The organism is Microbispora sitophila, assembly GCF_014892245.1.
Lineage (GTDB): Bacteria > Actinomycetota > Actinomycetes > Streptosporangiales > Streptosporangiaceae > Microbispora > Microbispora siamensis.
The window spans coordinates 18,986-42,176 of sequence record NZ_JADBGC010000041.1 but is presented as its reverse complement, the minus strand read 5'-3'; the positions used below and the strand labels follow the sequence as shown (position 1 = coordinate 42,176).

Below are 23,191 nucleotides of genomic sequence, written 5' to 3'. Positions count from 1 at the left end.
GGATCCTTCATGGCGCCGCTACCTCTGGCCTATCCCCGCCCTGCCTCGCCGGACAGCGCCCGGCCGTGGCGCAGCGTCTCGGAGTAGGAGAAGACGAAACCGCCGCCCACCTCGACCGGCCTGAGAGCCGCGAGATCCCCCTGCAGGTCGCCGGCGAAGTCGAGACTCGCCTGTCCGGACCAGATCTCGCCGAACCGTACGTCGTCGACCGCCGAGACCACGAGCTGCGACAGCGGCTCCTCCGGCGGCACCCAGGCCGGGAAATGCCGGGTGTGCACCAGCGGGACCGCGTGCAGCGCGGGCGGCTCGGCCACCCGCCCCGACAGGGTGACGCTCGCCCTGGCGATGCGGCAGCCGTACTGGGAGGCGACGCCGTGGAAGACCCCGCCCTCGGCCAGGTGCGGGCCCGTGCGGCCCACGGCCTTGGGATGGGTCAGGTGGACGGCGCCGAACTGCTTGGGCATGCCCTGGATCCAGCCGCGGGCCATCGGCACCGCACTGTCCACCCAGGCGTAGGGGCAGCGCGCCATCGGGCGCCCCTCCGCCGTGCAGCCGAGCAGGATCAGGAACTCGCTGAACTGGCTGCGCGCCGGGTCGCCGGCCTCCTGCCCGGTCTCGGAACGCCAGTGCCAGTGCGCGAAGACGGCGGCGGCGGCGCCGGGATCGGGCCCGGGATCCACCCCGGGTGGGAGGAACGCCGCCGCCACATCGGGGTCGGTACGGTACTCGACCATGATCACGTCGCCGGAGAAGTGCCAGGGGGGTGGGCTGACCATGGCCGACTCTCCGGACGGCGACAGGGGGAGGCTGTATCCGTGAGGTCCGGGTCCGCCGGGTTCTGTCAGGAGCATAGGAGTCTCCGTTCTGTGGGATTCCAGGCGGCGGCCAGGCGGTGCGCCGCGGCCGTCAGCCTGGGCGGGGAGTTGAAGCTGTAGGCCAGCCTGACGCTGGGCCGCGCCAGCCGGCCGAACCGCGAGCCCGCCAGCACCCTGACCTCCGCGTTCCGCGCCGCCGTGACCAGCCCCCGCTCGTCCCGCTCCCCGTCGGCCGTGACCCACAGGAAGAACCCGCCCGCCGGCCGGTCGAACACGAACTGCTCCGGCAGGTTCGCCGAGAGCGCGGCGGCGAGCGCGTCGCGCCGGGCCCGCAGGGCCGACCTGAGCCAGGTCAGGTGCCGATCGTAGGCGCCGGTCGTCAGCAGGGTGGTCACCGCGAGCGAGGCCAGGTGGTTCGGTGACCCGCCGCTGTCGAACACGTGGTGCGCCTGGATCCTGGCCACCGTCTCGGGATCGGCCGCCAGCCAGCCGAGGCGCAGACCGGGGGCCAGGGACTTGGAGAAGGAGCCCAGCCGGATCACGCCGTGGTATCCGGACAACTCGGCCATCGAGCCGGGCATCCCGCTCCTGGTCAGGCTGATCTCCGCGTACGCGTCGTCCTCGACGATCGGCACCCCGTACGCGGCGGCGACCGCGAGGAGCTCGCGCCGTCGCCCGGACGGCACGAGCAGCCCCGTGGGGTTGTGGAACGTGGGGTTGAGATAGATGAAGGCGGGGGTGTCCCCGGCCGCGCCGAGCGCCCGTTCCAGCGCCTCCGGCACCATGCCGGAGTCGTCCATCTCGACGGCCCTCAGGCGCAGGCCCGAATCCGCGAGGATGGCGTGGCCGAGGTCGTAGCCCACCTGTTCGACGAGCACCACGTCGTGCCGCCGGAACAGGATGGTGGCGATCAGGTGGAGCGCGTGCGACGTACCCGACGTCACCATGATGTGGTCGGGCGTGCACGGCGGGCCGAGACGGTCGGCGAGCAGTGCCCGCAGGGGCAGCGCTCCCGAATTGGGGCCGTAGCTGAGCGCCGCCGAGCCGAACTCGGCCAGCGCGTCGGCGTAGGCCCCGCGAAGCAGGTCCACCGGCAGCAGCCCGGGATCCAGGTAGCCCGGCCCGAGGTCGAACGTCCCGGGCGGGGCCACCTGTTGCACGACGTCCGGATACCACCGCCTGCGGTGCGACAGCGGTCCGGCCGCGTTCCCGGCCGCGCCCATCAGCTCTCCGAGAGCACGGTCCGCAACGCCGCCGCACCCATCGCGAGCGCCGCCGGCGGTCTGGCCAGCGCGATGCGCAGGATTCCCTCGCCGCGGGCGGGGTCGGCCCAGAAGAACTTCTGGCACGGCAGCGCGAACACGCTGTGCTCGCTCAGCGCCGACCACACGGCCAGGTTGGAACGCGAGCCGATGCCGATCCGCTCCACGCTGGCGCGCGAGCCCGGGTCGAGGAAGTGGACGTCGGGCACGTCGGCCAGCGCGCTGCGCAGCAGCGCCCGGTTGCCGGCGATGAACTCGTGCAGTTCGGCCAGCCCGCCGCCGGCGGCGTCCTCGGCGAGGCGCCGCACCATGGACATGATCAACGGCGACACGCCGAGCAGGATGTCGGAGTACACCTTCTCGATCGGCAGGCCGACGTCCTCCGCCGACACCAGCCAGCCGATCTTGAGCTCCAGCGTGGGCCACAGCTTGCCGGTGTCCTCGATGACCACCCACCGGCAGCCGCTCTCGCGGAGCACGGCGTAGTGGTCGTAGTGCGCCCGGGTGTCGAAGCCTCGGAAGCACGTGTCCAGGGCCAGCACCACGTCGTAGCGGGCGCACTGCTCGGCCAGGGCGCGCAGCCGCTCCTGCGACACCACCCGGCCCGTCGGGTTGTTGGGAGTGGTGACGAAGATGGCGCCGACCCGGCTCATCAGGTACGGGTCGAGGTCGCCGTGGTGCAGCTCGTCCTCCTCGATCGGCAGGAGCGTGAGCCCCACGCCGCGGAGGATGTCGGGGATGTTGTCGAAGGTCGGGTGGATCAGGCCGATCGCGTCGCTCACGGTCGCCAGGGACCTGGCGAAGATCTCCATCGCGACGGACGAGGAGTAGCAGGCCAGCACCCGGCCCTCGCCCCTCGGGTAGCTGTGCTGGCCGAACAGGCCGAAGAAGGCGCTGCGGGCGTCCGCCTCCACCTCGGCCACCGGCCGCTTGAGCGCGTCGGCCCACAGGGCCGGCAGCTCCTCGACGATCCTGGCCTGGCCGGCGGTGAGCTCCTGACGGGCGTGGCCGTCGGAAAGATTGAGCGGACTGTTGAGGGCCAGGAATTCGTATTGGGTGAGATTTCCCAGATCCACGGGCACCGAATTCTGCAGGACGGTCATCACGCACCTCGCTCAGTTGGGGACACAAGCGATGATGAATCACCGGAACAAAAGCGGCAAGGGCCGGGAAGTGCCGTCCTGCACGTTTTCCATATAATTCAAAAATGTCGACTCCGATGCTGGCCGAAAGGACCATACTTGCGTGGCTGCCTGCGGTTTCTCCCGTACGCGGCCGCGTACGCGACATTTCCGGCCCGGAGGGGGCGCCCGATGACGAGCATAACCAGAAGCCAGGCTTTCACAATGACGTCGGTCAGCGGCTGGGACGTCCGCTGGAAAACCCTGGACGAGCCGAGAATGCGGTTGTTCTGCGTCCCGCACGCCGGCGGCGGAGCGAGCGCCTATCGCTCCTGGGCGCCGTTGCTGGCGCCCGACATCGAAGTTGTCGCGATTCGGCTGCCGGGCCGGGAATTGCGTTTCGGGGAAACCCCGTACACCTCGGCCGACGACCTCGTGCCCGAGCTCGTCCGGGCCGTCTCGCCCCTGCTGGACCGCCCGCACGCCTGGTTCGGCCACAGCATGGGGGCGATCATCGCCTTCGAGAGCTGCCGGTGGATCCGCCGCGCGGGGCTCGGCGCGCCCGTCAGGCTTCTGGTGTCCGGCCGGTCGGCGCCCCACCTCCCGCCCCGCGGGCCCTTCGTGCGTGAGGCGCCCACGCCCGAGCTGACGCGCTGGCTGCGCGAGACCGGGGGCACTCCCCCGGAGCTGCTGGACGATCCGGAGCTGTTCGAGGCCCTGCTGCCCATGCTGCGGGCCGACATGACCGTGGCGGAGACCTATCGCTACCGTCCCGAGCCGCCGCTGGACTGCCCCGTGTCGGTGTTCGGCGGCAGCGACGACGACCACGCCACCGCCGGGGAGATGCGGCGCTGGAGCCGGCACACCACGGCGGAGTGCCGGGTGCGTCTCTACGAGGGCGGGCACTTCTTCATCCACGAGATGACGGAGCAGATCCTCCCCGTGATCGGGGAGGATCTGCTCGAGGTCAGCGGCGGCGCCGGGCCAGCCGGCCGGTGATCTGCACCAGGCCGACCCGGCCGGTGGCGGGATCGCGGAGGAACCTGCCGACGTAGGGCATCGACCCCGCGTCCGACCCCTCGGTGGTGAAGCGCAGGTCACGCGTGCACGACAGCCGCCAGCGCGGTCCCGCACCGACCGACAGGTACAGACCGTCGTCCGCCGCCTCGACGGCGCAGGTCCAGGAACCGTTGGCGTAGTCGCCGGCGCATTCCGCGGGCCCGGGTGCGGGCGGCCCCGGGTCGGCCAGCGTTCCCAGGGGGTAGTGGCCCACGTCGAGGCCCATCCCGTGCAGCTCCCCGACCAGCGCCTCCCACAGCACGGCGCCGTTGGTCCCGTTGGCCGTCAGGGCCACCGCGGTGCCGCTGTCCGGCTCCACCCGCAGATGGGACCACGCGCCGTCGCCCGTGCCGTCGTGCCCGAACCACGACCCTGCCGCCCCCGCCGGCCCCGCCGTCGCTGCCGTCTTCGCCGGCCCGCCGTACAGGGACCAGCCGAGGCCCCAGCCGTCCGCCAGCCCGAACGGGCCGGCGGCCAGGCCGCCCAGCTGGTCCCCGCGCATCTCCGCGGCGCCGTCGCGGTCCAGCAGGCCCGGCCCGGCGTGCCCGGGCAGGTGCAGTCCGGCGAACGCGAGCAGATCGCTCGCGCTGCCCGCGAGCCCGGCGACGGGCTCCTCCAGGCTCGTGACCGACTGCTCGGCGATCGGCAGCGCGGGGGCCCCGGGCCGCACCACGTGCCCGAGGGCGGCGGGCCGGGTGCCGGACCGCCCGGCGTCGGCCGCGAACAGCGGCTCGATGCCGAGCGGGCGCAGCAGGAACGACTCCACGGCCGCCCGCCAGTCCATCCCGGTGACCACCTCGACGAGGTGTGCCACCAGGAGATAGCCGGCGTTCGAGTAGGAGAACGCGGAACCGGGCGGATGTACGGGTGCGGTGCCGTCGGAGGCCGCCCAACGGCGGCGGGTCAGGCCCGCCGCCGACTCGTCCACGTTCGCCGGCAGCCCGGCGGCGTGGCTGAGGAGCTGCCGCAGGGTCGCCCGCCCGGCCGGGGACCCCAGCCCGGGCAGGTAACCGGCCAGCGGCGCGTCGAGGTCGAGGTCGCCGTCGGCGACCAGCATCATCGCCAGCGTGGCGGTGAAGGGCTTGGTGAGCGAGCCCAGCGGGAACGCCGACCGGGCGGTGACCGGCCGGCCGCTCCCGCAGATCTCCTCACCGGCCTCCGCGGTGAACGTGCGGTCCCGCCACCGTACGGCGAGCTGGGCTCCGGGGACACGGTGCCGCCGCACCAGGCGCGCGAGCCGTTCGGAGATGTCGTCCATGGGCGTCCTCACCCTTCGATCGCCGGGTCGCAGGAGCGGGCGAGCGAGCGCAACGCCCCCAGGAAGTCCTCGGCCACCCGCTCGACGGTGTCCCGGTCGTGCAGGCCCTCGGAGTAGTGCCAGTCGAAGGAGAGCCGGCCGCCCTGTGCCGCGCCGACGACCTCCAGGGGGTGGATCACCCGCTCGTCCGGGTGCTGCTCCTGGCCGATGGTGTCGTGGAAGGCGTGGTACAGGGACCTGCCGTCGGTCCTGGTGATCTCGTCGATCTGGCTGTGGTAGTTGAACAGCACCTGGGGCGTAGCGCGCCCGGTCAGCGGGGAGCGGCCGAGGTGGCGCAGCGCTCCGTAGCCGAGGCCGTTGCCCGGCAGGGCGCGCAGGGACCGGCGCACGGACCTGACCACCGGCGTCCAGTCCTCCTCCTCGCCGGAGGCCGGGACCTCCAGCAGGACCGGGTAGGAGCTGGTGAACCAGCCGACCGTGCGGGACAGGTCGACGTCGTCGAAGATCTCCTCGCGGCCGTGGCCCTCCAGCTCGATGACGAGCCGGTCCTCGCCCGTCCACCGGCACAGCGCCCAGGCCAGGCCGCCGAGCAGCACGTCGTTGACGCGGGCGCGGAACACTCCCGGCGCCACGTGGAGCAGCGCGGAGGTCTCCCGCTCCCCGAGGGAGACCCGCACGATCCTCCTGGACGACACGACGTTGACGCCGTCGCGGTCCACGGGCAGCGGTGTGCTCTCCGGCACCGCGGACCAGTAATCCACCTCCTCGCCGAACCCGCCGTCCGCGACGTGCCGGGTGAGCCGGCGCGACCACTCCTGGAACGAGGACGTCTTCGGCCCCAGGTCCACGGGCTCGCCGCCGACGGCCTGACGGTAGGCGGTGTCCAGGTCGTCGTTCAGCACCCGCCAGGACACCGCGTCGACCACCAGATGGTGCACGGTGACGTACAGCCACGGCCGCTCCCCCGCCCCGAAGTCGAACAGCAGCGCCCGCACCAGCGGACCGGCGGCCAGGTCCATGGTCGAGTCGGCCGCCACGGCCAGCTCGTCCATGACGCGGCGCCGGTCCGGCTCGGCGACCTCCGACAGATCGTGCCGGTGCAGCACCTGCGCCGGTTCCTCCGCCGCGTTGTGCTGCGACCAGTCCCCTCCCTCGCGTACGAAGCGCATGCGCAGCGCGTCGTGCTGGCGCAGGACCGCCGCCAGGGCGGTGCGCAGGGCCTCCTCGTCCACGTCCGCCGTGAGCTCGGCCAGCACGGACTGGACGGTGTGGTGCGGGGCGACCGTGTGCGTGCCGAGGAACTCCCGCTGGATCGGGGTCAGCGGAACCTCCCCGGAGACCACCGCCTGGGTGGCCGCGACCGGCGCGTTCCGGCCCGCCGCCGCGGCGAGCTCCTCGATGGTCTGGTGGCGGAACAGGTCGCTGGAGTAGACGGACAGGCCGGCCTTCCTGCTCTTGAAGACCACCTGGATGCTGAGGATCGAGTCGCCGCCCAGCTCGAAGAAGTTGTCCCGCACGCCGACCCGCGCGACGCCGAGCACCTCCGACCAGATGGCGGCCATGGTCTCCTCCGCGGGTGTGCGCGGGGCCAGGTACGTCCGCCCGGCCAGGTCCTGGCCCGGCTCGGGCAGCGCTCGTCTGTCCACCTTGCCGTGGGAGGTCAGCGGCAGCCTGTCGAGCACGACGAACGCCGCGGGCACCATGTACTCGGGGATCTTCGCGGCGGCGAACGCGCCGAGCTCCCGGGGCTCGGCCCCGGCGCCCGCCTTCGCCACGACGTACGCCACCAGGCGCTTGTGGCCGGGCTGGTCCTCCCGTACGACGACGGCGGCCTGGGCGACCGCCGGATGGGCGGTGACCACCTTCTCGATCTCGCCGAGCTCGATCCTGAAGCCCCGCACCTTGACCTGGTCGTCGGTCCTGCCGACGAACTCCAGCGTGCCGTCCGGACGCCACCGCATCAGATCGCCGGTGCGGTACATCCGCGATCCCGGCGGGCCGAACGGGTCGGCCACGAACCGTTCCGCGGTCATCGCGGGACGGTCCCAGTAGCCGCGGGTGACGCCGTCGCCGGCGATGTACGCCTCTCCCGCCACCCCCGTCGGGACCGGGTTCAGGTCGCCGTCGAGCAGGTAGATCCTGGAGTGGGCGACCGGCCTGCCGATGGGGACGGCGCCGTCGCCCGCCGCGACCTCGTCCACGGGGAAGCAGCTCGCGGTCACCGAGCACTCGGTGGGGCCGTAGGCGTTGACGATCTCCAGGGCGGGCAGCGCGTCCCTGACCCGCGCGCAGTGCGCGGGCGACAGCGCCTCGCCGCCGACGACGACCTTGCGCAGCCCGGACAGGATGCCGGGGTCGGTGTCGGCGATGGCGTGGAAGAACCCGGCCGAGAACGACATGGCCTCGACCCGGTGCGCCCGCAGGAAGTCGTCGAGCTGGTCCACCGACCGGAAGTCGCCGGGCTGCACGGCCAGGCAGGCTCCCGTGAGCAGCGCGTTCCACAGCTCGTTCTGCGATGCGTCGAAGGAGATCGAGTGGTGCTGGGCGATGGTCCCGGCTCCGCCGAAGGTGTGCCGTCCGGGGGCCATGACCAGCCGCACCAGGCCCCGGTGCGTGACCATGGCCGCCTTGGGCACGCCGGTGGAGCCGGAGGTGTAGACGAGCACCGCGAGGTTGTCCGGCACGAGGGCGGTCTCGGGCGCCGTACGGGGCTGCCGTGCGACGGCCTCCCGCCGCTCGTCCAGGAAGATCACCTCGGCCCGGGTCGGCGGCAGCCGGTCGGCCAGGCGGCTCTCGGTGAGCAGGACGGGCACGGCGGCGTCGTCGAGCATGTACGCCAGCCGTTCCCGCGGGTAGAAGGGGTCGAGCGGCAGGTAGGCGCCGCCCGCCTTCAGCACGCCGAGCACCGCCGTCACCATCTCGGGCCCGCCTTCGAGGCAGATGCCGACCGGGACCTCCGGGCCGACTCCGCGCCCGGCCAGCTCGTGGGCGAGCTGGTTGGCGCGGGCGTCCAGCTCCGCGTAGGTCAGCCGCTCGTCCCCGCATACCACGGCCGGCGCCCCGGGGACGCGGCGGGCCTGCTCGGCGAAGACGTCGGGCAGGCAGCGGGCGGGGTAGCCCGTCGCGCTGTCCTGCCAGTCCACCAGCAGCCTGCGCAGCTCGGCCTCGCCCGCCGGGGGAAGCGCGCGCAGCGGGCGGTCCGGGTGGTCGGCCATGGCGTCCAGCAGGTTCAGCAGGTGGTCGGCGAAGCGCCGGACGGTGTCCTCGTCGAACAGGCCGGGGTCGTAACCCAGGCGCATGCGCAGCGTGTCGGTCAGATGGGCGACGCACGTCAGCGGGTAGTTCGACGTCTCCACGCTGACCAGCTCGCGGATCCGCAGGCCGTTCCTGGCCGCCGCCTCGTCGTCGTACGGGAAGTTCTCGAACACCACCGCGCTGTCGAAGAGGTTGGCCCCGTGCGGGATCTCGCTCCACTGGCGCACCTGTGCCAGCGACACGTACTCGTACTGCCGCGCGTCCACCTGCTGTTCCTGGATGCGCCGCAGCCACGACAGCACGTCGAGGTCGCCCTCCACACGCACCCTGGCCGGCAGGGTGTTGATGAACAGGCCGATCATCTCGTCGGACCCGGGCAGGTCGGCCGGCCTGCCGGACACGGTGGTGCCGAAGCAGACGTCACGCTCGCCGCCGTACCGGAACAGCGCCATCGCCCAGGCGCCCTGGATCAGCGTGTTCACCGTCACGCGGGCGTCCCTGGCGAATCGCTCGAGCCGCCGGGCGCGCTCCGGCGGCAGCGCCAGGTTCAGGCAGGCCGTGTCCCTGGACTGGTGCGACCGCACCGGCGGCCGGTCGTACGGCAACGGGGTGGGCGCGGTGAACCCGGCCATCGCCCGGCTCCAGTAGCCGGCCGCGGCGCTCTCGTCCTGCTCGGCCAGCCACCGCACGTAGTCGCGGTAGGGAGGACGGGTTCTCGGCGTGGTGACGTGGCCGGAGGTGAGCGCGGAGTGCTCCTCGAACACCTCCGACAGCACGTCGGCGAAGCTCCACCCGTCCAGCAGGATGTGGTGGGAGGACCACAGGATGTGCACGGTGGTCTCCGCCAGCCGGGCGATGTGCAGCCGCATCAGCGGCGGGGTGGCGAGGTCGAGCTCCTGCCGGGCGCACTCGTCCCAGAGCCGCTGCCGCCGCTCGCGCTGCTCCGCCTCGGGCAGCCCGCGCCAGTCGTGGTGGGCCACGGGAAGCAGGACGTCGCGGTGGACGACCTGGAGCGGCCGGCCGACGTCCTCGCCGGCGACCGCGGTGCGCAGGATGGGCGTACGGTCGACCACCCGCTGCCAGGCCGCGGCGAGCGCGCCGGGGTCGGTGACGCCGTCGAGCACGAGGCCGAAGTGCGTGTAGTAGATGTCGCCGTCGTGCCTGCCGAGCGAGTGGAACAGCAGCCCGCTCTGCATCGGGGTCAGCGGGTAGACGTCCTCGACCGACCGGCCGTCGCCGGCGATCCTGTCCACGCCCTCCTGGTCGAGCCCGGCCAGCGGGAAGTCCGACGGGGTGCGTCCGCCCGCGCCGGGCAGTGCGCAGTGCTGGGCGATCTGCCCGAGCGCGGCCGCGAAGCGCTCGGCCAGCCGGGCGATCGTCTCCTCGCGGTGCAGGTTGGCCGAGTACTCCCATTCGAACTCGAGCCGCCCCTGCCGGACCATGCCGGTGATCTCGACCAGGTTCTGCCGGGGCAGGTCCGGGCCGCGGTCCGGGACCGGGCTCGGCAGCCACCGGCGGAGCAGCCCGTCGTCCCCGGTGGTCATGTCGAATCGGCCGTGGTAGTTGAAGCCCACCTGGCAGCCGCGGCCGGCCCCGGCGGCTCCGCCCGCGCCCGGATAGCGCAGCCCGCCCGCGCGCAGGTAGCGCAGTACGCCGTAGCCGAGCCCCGAGGACGGCACCGCGCGCAGCCGCTCCTTGACCGTCTTGATCACCGAGCCCCAGTCGCGGCCACGGTCCCCCGCGGGCGGCACGGCCAGCGCGACGGGGAACATGGTGGTGAACCAGCCGACCGTGCGGGACAGGTCGACGTCGTCGAACAGGTCCTCGCGGCCGTGGCCCTCCATCTCCACGGCGACCGTGTCGCCGCCCGTCCACTCGGAAAGGACCGACGCCAGCGCGGCGAGCAGCACGTCGTTGACCTGCGTGCGGTAGACGTCGGGCACGTCGCGCAGCAGGGCCTGGGTGGTCCCGGCGTCCAGCCGTACCGACACGGTGCGGGCGGATCCGACGGTGTTGTCTCCCGTGCCGTCGACCGGCAGCGGCGCGCTGTCCGTGACGTCGCGCTCGACGTCCGTCCAGTAGGGCAGCTCCCCGTCGAACCTGCCCGCGTCCGCCGCCTCGCCCAGCCTGACCGCCCAGTCCCTGAAGGAGCTCGACTTCGCCTCCAGTCCCGCTCCCTCGTAGGCGGTGACCAGGTCGGACAGCAGGATGCGCCAGGAGACGCCGTCCATCACGAGGTGGTGCACGGTGACGAACAGCCGCGGCGCGCGGTCCCCGCCGAGGGTGAAGAACACCGCGCGGATCAGCGGCCCGGTCTCCGGCCGCAGCCCGCGCTGCGCCCGCCCGACGGCCTCGCGCATGGCGCGGTCCTGCGCGGGAGCGTCGAGTCCCGACAGATCCACCGTCCGGAACACCTCGCCGCTGTCTGCCTCCGCGCCGCTGTCTGCCTCCGCGTGGTGCTGCCGCCAGCCGCCGGCCGTACGTTCGGCCCGCAGCCGGAGCGCGTCGTGGTGGGCGAGCACCGCCGAGAACGCCGCACGCACGGCGCTCGCGTCGGCGCCGGCGGCCAGTTCCAGGAACATCGACTGGTTGAAGTGGCCGGGCGCGGCGGGGAACTCCTCGTAGAACCAGCGCTGGATCGGCGTCGCCGGGACGTCGCCGGTGACCGGGAGCGCCGCCGGGCGGGGCGTGTCCTCGACGACGGCGACCGCGGCGAGCTCGGCGACGGTCTGGTGCCGGAAGATCTGCTTGGCGGTCAGCCGCAGGCCCGCCCGCCGTGCGCGGGAGACCACCTGCAGACCGAGGATCGAGTCGCCGCCGAGGGCGAAGAAGTTGTCCTCGACGCCGACCTCGTCTCCGGCGAGGCCCAGGACCTCCGCCCAGATCTCCGCCAGCACGGTCTCGGCCGGAGTCCGGGGCGCCACCAGACGGCCGGCCGCCCGCTCCACCCTCGCGGGAGCGGGCAGGGCGCGCCGGTCCAGCGTGCCGCTGGGCGTCATCGGCAGCGCCTCCAGCGTCACCAGGGCGGACGGCACCGCGGGGTCCGGCACGATGTCGGCGAGGAAGGCCCGCAGCTCGCCCAGGTCGGGCGCCCGGTCCCCGGCGGGGACGAGGTAGCCGACCAGCCGCTCACGGCCCGACTCGTCCCTGCGGACGGCGGCGGCCGCGGCGGCGATGCCGGGGTGGCGCGTCATCGCGGCCTCCACCTCGCCCAGCTCGACCCGGAAGCCACGCACCTTCACCTGGTCGTCCGCCCGCCCGGCGAGCTCCAGGTTGCCGTCGGCGCGCCGGCGGCCGACGTCGCCCGTCCGGTACAGCCTGGCCCCGGGCTCGCCGGAGAAGGGGTCGGGCAGGAACCGCTGCTCGGTCAGGCCGGGCCGGTTCCAGTACCCCTGCGCCACGCCGCCACCGCCGATGTAGACCTCGCCGAACACCCCGGCGGGCACCGGCCGCATGCGCTCGTCGAGCACGTGCACCCGGGTGTCGAGCATGGGCCGTCCGACCGGTACGGTCGCCGCGGCGCCGATCGGTTCGGCCCGTACGTCGAAGATCGTGGAGTCGACGGTCGTCTCGGTCGCGCCGTAGGCGTTGGCGACGATCGTGTGGGCGGCGACGTGTTCGAGCAGCGCGCGGCAGTCGTCGGCGGGCCAGGGCTCGGAGCCGACGGCGAGCACGCGCAGCGAGTCGAGGGCGCCGCCACCTGCGGCGAGCTCCTGGGAGATCGCCTTGGCCAGCGACGGCGTGGTGACCATGATCTCCGGGGCCCGCTCGCGCAGCATCGCTACCAGCGCGGGCGGGTCGCTCATCACCTCCGGGGGGCAGATGAGCAGCTCGCCGCCGAACATCGCGGACAGCAGGAAGTCGCCGAAGAACACGTCCACCGCGACGCTGGACACCGACAGGCAGCTCCCGCGCAGCCGCTCCAGGCCGTAACGCGCGTCCCAGGCCCGCATGATGTGGTGCACGTTGCGGTGGCTGACCATCACGCCCTTGGGCTTGCCGGTCGATCCGGAGGTGTAGACGACGTACGCCAGATCGTCGGGGGTGCCGGCGACGTCCGGGGACAGCGCGGGCAGGCCGTCGAGCACCTGCCGGTCCCGGTGGTTGAAGTCGAGGTCGAGGTCGACGAGCGTGGCGTCGTGTCCGGCGAGGCGGTCGCGCAGCCGGTGCTCGGTGATCACCACGGAGGCGTCAGCGTCGTCCAGCATCGTCGCCAGCCGCTGCGCCGGGTGCTCGGGGTCGAGCGGCAGGAAGGCGGCGCCGGCCTTGAGCACGCCCAGCATCGCGACGACCGCGTCCACGCCGCGTTCGAGGCAGATCCCCACCAGCGCGCCGGGGCCCACGCCGAGACCGGTCAGGTGCCGGGCGAGCCGGTTGCCCTCGGCGGCCAGCTCGGCGAACGTCAGGCGCTCGTCCCCGCAGCTCACCGCGTACGCGTCCGGCCGGCGCGCGGCCTGCTCGTCGAACAGCTCGTGCACGCGGCGGGCGGGGACGTGCCCGGAGGACGGGCCGAGCGCCGCGGCGGCGAGGTCGCGCAGCTCGGCCTCGGGGAGCATGTCCCGCGTCCACAGGGGTGCGTCCGGAGCGTCGGCGACGGCGCCGAGCAGCGTCACCAGGTGACCGGCGAGGCGCTCGACGGTGGCCCGGTCGTACAGGTCGGTGCTGTATTCCAGGTAGCACGTCAGCGACCGGGCGTCCTCGTAGAAGTCGAAGGTGAGGTCGAGCTTGGCCACGTTCATCGGCGGCTGGATCTCCGACACCTCGAGGCCGGGCAGCCGGGGAGCGCCGTCGGCGAGGTTCTGCAGGTTGACCATGACCTGGACCAGCGGCGGCCGGCTCGGGTCCCGCTCGGGCCGCAGGGCCTCGACCAGGCGCTGGAAGGGGACCTCCTCGTTGGCGTACGCCTCCAGCAGGGTCGCGCGGACCTGCCGGACGAACGCGGTGAACGACAGCGACTCGTCCACCTGCGAGCGGAGCACCAGCGTGTTGATGAACGAGCCGATCAGGTGGTCCAGGTCCGGGTGGCCGCGGCCCGAGGTCACGGTGCCCACCGCGATGTCGCGTTCGCCGGAGTAGCGGCCGAGCAGGAGTTTCGTGGCGGCGACCAGCACCATGAACAGCGTCGCGCCGTTGCTCCTGCCCAGCTCCCTGAGACGGGCGACCAGCTCCGCCGGCACCTCGAACTCGTGCACCGCTCCGGCCGGGGTGCGCACCGGCGGGCGCGGCCGGTCGGCCGGCAGTTCGAGCACGGGCATGCGGTCCAGACGGCCGCGCCAGTAGGCGAGCTGGCCGTCCAGGACGCCGTCCGCCTCGCGTTCCCGCTGCCAGGCCGCGTAGTCGGCGTACTGCACCGGAAGCGGCGGCAGCTGCGCCCGCGTCCCGGCCAGCTCGGCCGTGTACACCGCCGCCAGCTCGGCGAGGAGGTTGCCCGTCGACCAGCCGTCGACGACGATGTGGTGCGCGCCGAGCACCAGGACGTGGTCGCGCTCGCCCAGCCGCAGCAGCGTCGCCCGCAGCAGCGGCCCGCCCCGCAGGTCGTACGGCGAGCTCATCTCCCTGAGCAGGAACTCCTCCACCCGGGCGGCGGAGCCCCGGCCGGACACGTCGACGACCGGGAGCGCGCGGTCCACGTGCTCGTGCACGATCTGGACGCCGCGGCCGTCCACGGCGTCGAAGGTCGTGCGCAGCGACTCGTGCCGCTCCACGACCCGGTTGACGGCGACGGTCAGCGCCTCGACGTCGAGGTCTCCGCGCAGCCGCAGGGCCCGCAGCGCGTTGTACTCCGCGCTGTCCGGCTCCAGCTCGGCCATGAACCACAGGCGCTGCTGCGCGGACGACATGGGCAGGCCGGCCGTACGCGGCACGGGCCGGATCGGACGGTCCTCGGCGGGCGTCGCGGACTCGCCGGCGAGCTGGCGCCTGATGAGCTCGCTGAGATGGGCGGGTACGGCGGCAAGCTTGTCTTCGAAAGAGGTGGACATGTCGGCTGCCTTTCAGATCCCGTAAGAGGCGTCGATTCCGGACGCCGCCGCCGACACGTTCTCCAGGATCTTGACCTGGATCCGCTCGGCCAGGGCCGCGATGCGCGGCCGGTCGAAGAGGTCGTTGGGTGAGATGTCGACGCCGAACGCGCCGCGCATCCTCGACACCAGCCGGACGCTGCTGATGGAGTCGCCGCCCAGGTCGAAGAAGTTGTCCTCGACTCCGACGGGGTCGATGGCCAGCACCTCCGACCAGATGCGGCACAGCGCCGCCTCCGTCGGGTTCCGCGGCGGCAGGTAGCCGTCCCCGGCGTCGTCCTGCGTACCCGGGTCGGGCAGGGCCTCCCTGTCGAGCTTGCCGTTGCGGTTGAGCGGCAGCTTCGTCATCGGCACGAAGGCGGCGGGGACCATGTAGTCCGGCAGGAAGCCGGACAGGTGCGCGCGCAGCTCGTCGGCGGTGGGCGCGGGCACGCCGGGCGCGGGCACCCAATAGGCGATCAGGCGCTTGTTCCCCGCGTGGTCCTGCCGGACGACCACCGCCGTCTCGGCCACGCCGTCGTGGCCGGCGAGGACGTTCTCCACCTCGCGCAGCTCCACCCGGAAGCCGCGGATCTTGATCTGGTCGTCGACGCGGCCGGCGAACTCCAGCGTGCCGTCCGCGTTCCAGCGGACGAGGTCGCCGGACCGGTACAGGCGTGCGCCGGGAGGCCCGAACGGGTCGGCCACGAACCGCTCCGCGGTCAGGTCGGGCCGGCCGATGTAGCCGCGGGCCACGGCGTCGCCGCCGATGTACAACTCGCCGGTGACGCCGACCGGGACCGGGGAGAGCCGGTCGTCCAGCACGTAGACCCGGTCGTTGGGGATGGGCCCGCCGATCGGCACGTTGTCGTACTCGGTCCCGGGCTGCACCGGGAACAGCGTGACGGCGATGCTGCCCTCGCTCGGGCCGTAGTTGTTGACCAGTCTCCGGCCGCGCGACCAGATCCTCGCCATCTCGCTGGTGAGCACCTCGCCGCCGACCCGGACGAACTCCAGGTTGGGCAGCGCGGCGGCGTCCAGGGCGGGCAGGACGGTGGGCGGCATGGTCACGGCGGTCACGGCCTTCGTCCGCAGCTCCTCGATGAGCTGGGCGCCGCCGTATCCGGAGGCCGCGACGGGGGCCACGAGGGTGGCGCCCGCCGCCAGGGTGCTGAACAGGTCGAGCGAGGCGGCGTCGAAGCTCATCGGGCAGAGCTGGAAGACCCTGCTGTCGTGGGTCAGCCACAGGTCGCGCACCGCCTCGACCGTGTTGTAGAGCGAGCGGTGCTCGACCATGACCCCCTTGGGGCGGCCGGTCGAGCCGGAGGTGTAGACGACGTAGGCGAGGTCGCGCGGCCCGCGGGGGGTGTCGGGCACGCGGTCGGGGTGCCCGGCGACGACGGGCCAGTCCCGGTCGAGGCACACGGTGCGGACCGGCGCCGTGGCGAACGACGCGGACAGGTGCTCGTGGGTCAGCACGACCGCGGGCCCGGACTCGGCGATCATGACCCGGAGCCGCTCCGGCGGGTAGTCCGGGTCGAGGGGCACGTACGCGCCGCCCGCCTTGAGCACGCCGAGTATCGCGACCACGAGGTCGGGACCGCGTTCGACGGCCACGCCCACCCGTACGTCCGAGGCGACGCCCAGCCCGGTCAGGTACTGGGCCAGCCGGTTGGCCCGCGTCTCCAGCTCCGCGTAGGTCAGCCGGTCCTCTCCGCGTTCCACCGCGACGGCGCCGGGCCACCGGCGGGCGCGTTCGCTGATCACTTCGTCCATGCGCCGCTCGATGGAGTAGCCGGCGGGCGAGCCGCTCCACTCCCGCACCAGCATCCGGTGCTCCTCGCGGCCGAGCATGGAGACCTCGCCGATGACCCGCTGCGGATCGGCGGCAATGGACTCCAGCAGGGTCAGCAGGTGCCGGGAGACCCGCTCGACCGTGGCGAGGTCGAACAGCTCGGGGTCGTAGAGCAGCCGCATCGACAGCGTGCGTCCGGGGAAGACGCTGAGGCCGATCGGATAGTTCGTCATGAACTCGACGGCCATGTGCCGCAGGTCGAGGCCGTCCGGCGCCATGCCGGGGTTGAACGGGTAGTTCTGAAAGACCAGGACGCTGTCGAACAGGTTGACGCCCGCGGGCACGCCGCTCCACGCCTGCATCCGGGGCAACGGCACCCAGTCGAACTCCCTGGCGGCGGCCTGCTCCCGCTGCGTCTCACGCAGCCACGACAGCAGGTCGCGGCCGTTGTCGACCTCCAGCCGTACGGGCAGCGTGTTGATGAGCATGCCCGTGATGGAGTCCACCCCGTCAAGGTCGGCGGGCCGGGTCGACACGGTGGCGCCGAAACACACGTCGCGTTCGCCGCTGTAGCGCGACAGCAGGATCGCCCAGGCGCCCTGGACGAGGGTGTTCATCGTCAGCCTGGTGGCCTGCGCGCGGGAGGCGATCGCGGCGGCCAGCTTCTCCGGCAGGTCCACCTGGAGCGATCGGGTCGCGCGGGGGCGGTAGCCCTCGCCCGGCTGCCGGTCGAAGGCCAGTTTCGTCTGCGTGTCGAAGCCGGTCAGCCGTTCCCGCCAGTAGTCCTCGGCCGCGGGCTCGTCGCGCCGGCCGAGCCACTCCACGTAGTCGCGGAACGCCCGGCGTGGCGGTGGCGCGGGCTCGGCGCCTTCGGGCGGGGCCGCCGGCGGGTCGCCGTCGCGTACGGCCGCGTAGTCCGCGAGGACGTCGGCGAGCAGCACGGAGGCGCTCCAGCCGTCGATCAGGATGTGGTGGACCGACCAGACGACCCGGACGGCGGTGTCGCCGATCCTGGCGATGTACAGCCTGCTCAGCGGAGCCTCGGTGAAGTCGACGCCTCTGGCGGTGTCCTCGTCGAGCAGCCGGCGCAGCGCCTCGTGCCTGCCCTGCTCGGGCAGCTCCCGCCAGTCGAGGCGGACGACGGGCAGCGTGGCCCGCTCGTGCACCACCTGCACGGGAGTGTCGACGTCCTCCCAGACCACGGCGGTGCGCAGGATCGGGTCCCGGTCCACCGCGCGCTGCCAGGCCCGTACGAGCGCCTCCGGGTCGTCGACCCCGTCGAGCACCAGGTCGAACTGGATGAGGTGGAGGCCGGAGTCGCGCGCCATGAGCGCGTCGAACAGCATGCCGCTCTGCATCGCGGTCAACGGATAGACGTCCTCGACCCCGTCCTCTGAACCGGCGACGCGGCCGGGGCTCCGGGGCGCGGGGACGAGCGCGGCCTGTGGATTCGCGTCCTGTGGATTCGCGTCCTGGGGGTACGCGTTCTGTGCGTACGCGTTCTGTGCGTACGCGTCCTGGGGGGACACCGCCTCGGCGGCCGCCGCCAGTTCCGCGACCGTGGGGTGGACGAAGACGTCCTTGGCCGACAGGACGAGCCCGCGGGCCCGGGCTCTGGAGACCACCTTCATGCTCAGGATGGAGTCGCCGCCGAGGGTGAAGAAGTCGTCGGTCACGCCGACGTCCGCCACCCCGAGCACCTCGGACCAGATCCCGGCGAGCACGCGCTCGGCCTCGGTGCGCGGAGCCACCGTCTCGGTGCCCGTCGCGGCGCCGGGGTCGGGAAGGGCCCGCCGGTCGATCTTGCCGTTGGCGTTGATCGGCAGCGCGTCCAGCACGACGAAACGGGAGGGGACCATGTAGCCGGGCAGCCGCTCGCCCAGGAACCGCCGCAGCTCCGCCTCCTCGGCCCCGTCCGCCACCAGGTAGGCGACCAGGCCGCGGGTCCCGTGGGCCTCGTGCACCACGACCACGGCCTCCGAGACCGCGGGGAAGAGGCGCAGCGCCGTCTCGATCTCCCCGAGCTCGACGCGGAAGCCGCGGATCTTGATCTGGTTGTCGACCCGGCCGATGAACTCGATCTCGCCGTTCCCGTTCCACCGCACGGTGTCACCGGTCCGGTACATGCGGCCGCCGGAGTTGAAAGGGTCCTCGGCGAAGGGGTCGGCGACGAACCGGCCCGCCGTCAGCTCGGGGCGGCCGTAGTAGCCCCGGGCCAGTCCGTCGCCTGCCAGGTACAGCTCGCCCGGTGCGCCGACGGGCACCGGCCGCAGGAACCCGTCCAGCACGTACGCCCGCGTGTTGTCCAGCGGCGGACCGATCGGCGCGACGCCGGCGCGCACATGCTCCGGCGTCACCACCTGCGCCGCGGCGAACGTCGTGACCTCGGTGGGTCCGTAGACGTTGACCACCACCGTGTCCGGGCAGCCGCGCAGCACCCGCTCCATCGCGGGCAGGGACGGGGCCTCGCCCCCGGTCCACACCTCGCGCAGCCCGGCGAAGCACTCCGGGGACTCCTCGGCGAAGAGGCGGAACAGGGCGGCGGTGATGAACACGGCGGTCACGCCGTGCTCCTCGGTCACCCGCGTCAGCTCGCGCGGGGTCAGCTCGGCGGGGGCCACCACCACCTGGCCGCCCGTCAGCAGTGGCACCCACACCTCGTACGTCGCGGCGTCGAAGGCGTGCGGGGACTGGAACAGGAAACGCCGGTGCGCCTCCGAGCGCGCGTGGCGGTCCCACGCCAGGCTCACGATGTTCCGGTGGGTCACCGCCACGCCCTTCGGCGTGCCGGTGGAGCCCGAGGTGTACATCACGTACGCCAGCTGACCGGCATGCGCGGCGGGGAACTCGTGCGGCTGCGCGGTGGAGGGATCGTGCGGCTGCGCGGCGGGGGCCTCGTCGTGCTCCGGGCCGTCCACCACGATCACCGGGAATCCGGCCTCCCGCGCCTTGGCGCCCATCGCCTGGTCGGTGAGGAGCACCGTCGCGCCGGTGTCGTGCAGCACCCAGCGGATCCGGTCCACCGGATAGCTGTCGTGCAGGGGCACGTACACGCCGCCGGCCTTGAGCACCGCGAGCATCGACACGATGGCGTGCGGAGCGCGGCTCTGCAGGATGCCGACCCGGGACTCGGCGGTCACGCCCGCCGCCCTCAGACGCCCCGCCAGCCTCGCGGCCGTGCCGTCGAGCTCCGCGTACGTGAGGGTGAGATCGTCGGAGATCACGGCGCGCTCGTCCGGGCAGGACCGCGCCCACTCGGCGACCAGTTCGTGCACGCACCGGTCGGCGGGGTAGTCCTGCGCCGTGTCGTTCCACTCCACGAGCACCCGCCGCCGCTCGGCCTCGGTCAGCGGCGGCAGCTCGGACAGTGGTACGGACGGGTCCGCGGCCACCGCGGCCAGCGTCGTCGTGAGGGCGCCCGCCATCCGCTCGACCGTGCCGGCGAGGAACAGCCCGGCGTCGTAGGCGATGGTCACCTCGATCGGACCGGTCCGCTCGCTCAGGACCACCGCCAGGTCCACCGGATCCGCCGGCACTTCGCCCTGCACCACCAGCACGCGCGTCCCGGCCGGTGTGCCGCCTCCGGCGCGGGCGGCGAGCACCGTCTCCCCCACCGTGGCCAGGAAGGCCCCGAACGGCTGCGTGCCCGCCACCCGCGAGCGCAGGACCAGTTTCCCGGCGTGATCCCCGCCGGTGGCCACGCCCACCGCGACGTCCTGCTGACCCGAATAGCGGGCGAACAGCACCTGGCAGGCGGCGACCAGAATCGTGAACAGCGAGGCGTGATGACGGGCGCCGAGCTTTCGCAGCTCGTCGGCGAGTTCTCCGGCGATCGTGAATCGGTGAGCCGCGGGGATACGCGCGCCCGCCGCGGACCGGTGAACATCGGCCGGCAATAACAGCGGGACCGGATCCTCGATTTCCCGTACCGACATGGTCGACCTCCGTCATCGACGAATAAATCTGGATTTGACCCATTCAGGGAATGCCAGCTTCGCCCGGAATGAGGGGATAGATCCATGTCATTGACTGGGTCGCTAAAAAGGATGGTCAGCGCGTTCGCGCCTATTCGGCGCCGATGGCCTCAACCGGCCGCCGCCGCATGGCGACGCGCGCGGAGATCATGATGGACGGCCAGGCGACGAGGACGGCGGCCGCGACGATGCCCGCGTAGGCGAGCGGCGGGATCGACGGCAGGGGCCGTCTGCTCACCGCGATGCTGATGCCGACCAGCGAGGGAAGCGCGGCCAGCGTGCCGATGAGCACGGCCGCGACGGTGATGATGCGCGCCTCGCCACGCATCATCGACCGCACCTGCTCGCGCCGGGCGCCGATCAGCCGCAGCATGGCGAACTCGCGTACGCGCGCCGCGGTGGCCATCACCAGCGTGTTCACCACGGCGATGGCGATGTAGCCGAGCAGGACCGCGTTGAGTATGAGGCCGACCGCGTCGCCTCCGGCCTCCGCGGCGTCCTGGGCGGCCATGAAGGACTCCCGGTCGGCCACCCGGGCCGTCGGGTAGGCCGCCAGGGCCTGCCGCAGCCCGGCGTCCCCGCCCGTCGCCCTGACCAGCATCCAGGAGTCGAGACGGTCGGTGGTGTGCCGGATCACCAGGTCGTGCGGGAGCGTGACGTCGCCGAAGCCGAGGCCCTTCTCGTAGATCGCCACCACCCGTGCCCGTACGGGCGTGCCGTCGCCGAGCCGCAGGTCGACGGTCCCGCCGACGTCCGTGCCGACGGTGCCCGCGGCCATCCGGCTCAGCGCCACCGCCTCGCCGCTCAGGCCGGCGAGGTCGCCACGCAGAACGCCGAGGTCCATGGTCGCCGCGATGCCCCGCGGCTCGACGCCCTGGGTGGGGAAGATCTTGTACTGCCGGCTGTCGCCGTCGGTGTAGGTGATCAGCGTCTGCGTCCGTACGACCGGGGTCACGCCCGACACGCCTGCCGTCTTCTGCAGCACGCCGGCCAGCTCCGGTGACAGTCCGGTGGTCGCGGGGGTCACGACGTAGCCGGCCCGGAGCCCGTCCACGACCTGGTCCTGCGCGGCGGCGCTCAGGGTGGTGGCGCTGAAGATCTGCGCGGCGGCCATCGTGACGCCCATGATGAGCGGCGTCGTGGCCGAGCTGAGCCGCCGCGACCTGGCGCGGGCGTTGGCGACGGCGAGGAACCCGCTGGCCCCCTGGCCTCGGTTCAGCAGCGGCCCGAGCAGGACGACGGCGCCGGTGAGCAGGCGGGGACCGAGCAGGGCGACGGCGACGACCAGCAGGAACGCCGAACTGCTCGCGCCCTCCACGGCGGACTCTCCCGGCAGCGCGATCGGCAGCACGACGGCGGCCGCCAGCGCGGCGGGGACGAGCAGCGAGCCGATCGTCAGCCGGACCCAGCCCAGCTTGCGCGGCTCCACGGCCGCCTCGCCGATCGCCTCGATCGGGCTGACCTTCGCGGCGCGCCTGGCGGCGATCCAGCCGCCCATCCGGGCGCCGGCCACGCACAGCAGCATGGCCGCGAGCACCGGCAGCGGGCCGACCACGAGCTCGAAGTCCTCGGGGAGCACGCCGACCGCGGCGAAGACCCGGTGGAACATGAAGCCGAGGGCGATCCCCGGCACCGCGCCGGCCACCGCGCCGGCCGCGCTCACGAGGGTCGCCTCGGCGCCGATCATGGCGAGGACCTGCTTGGGCGTCGCCCCGATCGCCCGCAGCAGCGCCAGTTCCCGCCGCCGCTGCTGCACCGAGAGCGCGAGCGTGCCGGCGACCACGATCACCACGACCATCACCATGGTGGCGCCGAACGACAGGGCCAGTTCGATCACGAACGCCCGCGTCGCCCCCACGTCGAGCATCTCGGCGTCGCCGCGCTCGTCCCCGGTGTAGGTCACGACTCCGCGTACGGCCTCCTCGATGTCGGCGGCCAGCTCATCGGGGTCCGCCCCGGGAGCGGCCAGCACGCCGACCGTGTCCACCCGGTCCGGCTGCCCGGTGAGGCTCCGGGCCCGCTCTTCGGTCAGGAACAGCGCGCCCTGCCTGGTCAGCGGCCCGCCGCGCGGAGTCACCAGACCGGCCACCCGGTAGGCCGACGAGGTCGTGCCGACCGCCAGGGTCACCGTGCCGCCGACGGACACGCCCGCCTGCTCGGCGAGCCGGGACTCCAGCACCACCTCGTCCGGCGTCTGCGGCTGCCGTCCCGCGGCCAGCGTGAACGGGGTGAGCGCCGCGGCCGGCCAGCCGTGGCCCAGCAGGGGCGCGCCGTCCGGACCGGTCAGCACCCGGCCGTCCCCCGTCACGAGGCTCATCGGAACGCTGACGTCCCCGACCGCGGCTCGCACGCCGTGCACGCGCCGCACCTGTTCGACCCGCCCGGCCGGCAGCCGGACCCGCTCGGAGTAGCGGGGGTCGACGTCCTCGGCGACCGGGAAGGTCTGCGGGGCGCCGACCACCACCTCGGCCGCCCGATAGCGCTCGGCCGGAACACCGGAGGACAGGCCGGTCTCGAGCAGGATCCCGCTCGCGGTGAGGACGGCCGACCCGAACGCGACCGCGACGAACGCGGCCACGAATCCGCCCTTGCGGCCCTTGATGGTGCTCCAGGCCAGGGACAGCGCACGTCTCGACAACACTCGCCGCGTCAT

General features: G+C 73.1%; 8 protein-coding genes. 1 reads left to right on the top strand and 7 read right to left on the bottom strand.

The features are described from left to right. Window positions 1-29: 29 nt before the first annotated feature. The 3 genes from mppR to mppP are packed head-to-tail and all read right to left on the bottom strand — an operon-like array spanning window position 30 to window position 3,180. A complete protein-coding gene (gene mppR / locus IL992_RS43170; RefSeq protein ID WP_193209073.1) occupies window positions 30-851 on the bottom strand; it encodes an enduracididine biosynthesis enzyme MppR in 822 nt (273 codons plus the stop codon). Continuing rightward, on the bottom strand, window positions 842-2,038 hold the full coding sequence (locus IL992_RS43165) for an aminotransferase class I/II-fold pyridoxal phosphate-dependent enzyme (protein WP_193209072.1): 1,197 nt from the start codon (window positions 2,036-2,038) through the stop codon (window positions 842-844). The genes mppR and IL992_RS43165 overlap by 10 nt, the downstream gene beginning before the upstream one ends. Further along, window positions 2,038-3,180 carry an enduracididine biosynthesis enzyme MppP gene (gene mppP, locus IL992_RS43160; RefSeq protein ID WP_193209071.1) on the bottom strand — a complete coding sequence of 381 codons (1,143 nt, stop codon included), beginning with the start codon at window positions 3,178-3,180 and terminating at the stop codon, window positions 2,038-2,040. Before mppP ends, IL992_RS43165 begins: the two co-directional genes overlap by 1 nt. A gap of 243 nt (window positions 3,181-3,423) precedes the next feature. On the opposite strand from mppP, the gene IL992_RS43155 reads away from it, so the two are divergent. Further along, window positions 3,424-4,197 carry a thioesterase II family protein gene (locus IL992_RS43155; protein WP_193209070.1) on the top strand — a complete coding sequence of 258 codons (774 nt, stop codon included), beginning with the start codon at window positions 3,424-3,426 and terminating at the stop codon, window positions 4,195-4,197. Here the strand turns inward: IL992_RS43155 and IL992_RS43150 are convergent. The 4 genes from IL992_RS43150 to IL992_RS43135 form a co-directional block, all read right to left on the bottom strand. Next, entirely contained in the window at window positions 4,166-5,515 is a 1,350-nt protein-coding gene (locus tag IL992_RS43150; RefSeq protein WP_193209069.1) for a serine hydrolase domain-containing protein, read from the bottom strand. The two genes, IL992_RS43155 and IL992_RS43150, sit on opposite strands and share 32 nt — an antisense overlap. A gap of 8 nt (window positions 5,516-5,523) precedes the next feature. Then, window positions 5,524-14,751 (bottom strand): non-ribosomal peptide synthetase, encoded by a 9,228-nt coding sequence (locus tag IL992_RS43145; protein ID WP_193209068.1) that lies wholly within the window; start codon window positions 14,749-14,751, stop codon window positions 5,524-5,526. A 12-nt stretch (window positions 14,752-14,763) separates the two neighbouring features. Continuing rightward, a complete protein-coding gene (locus tag IL992_RS43140) occupies window positions 14,764-20,499 on the bottom strand; it encodes a non-ribosomal peptide synthetase (RefSeq protein ID WP_193209067.1) in 5,736 nt (1,911 codons plus the stop codon). A 130-nt stretch (window positions 20,500-20,629) separates the two neighbouring features. Next, window positions 20,630-23,191 carry an FtsX-like permease family protein gene (locus IL992_RS43135; RefSeq protein WP_193209066.1) on the bottom strand — a complete coding sequence of 854 codons (2,562 nt, stop codon included), beginning with the start codon at window positions 23,189-23,191 and terminating at the stop codon, window positions 20,630-20,632.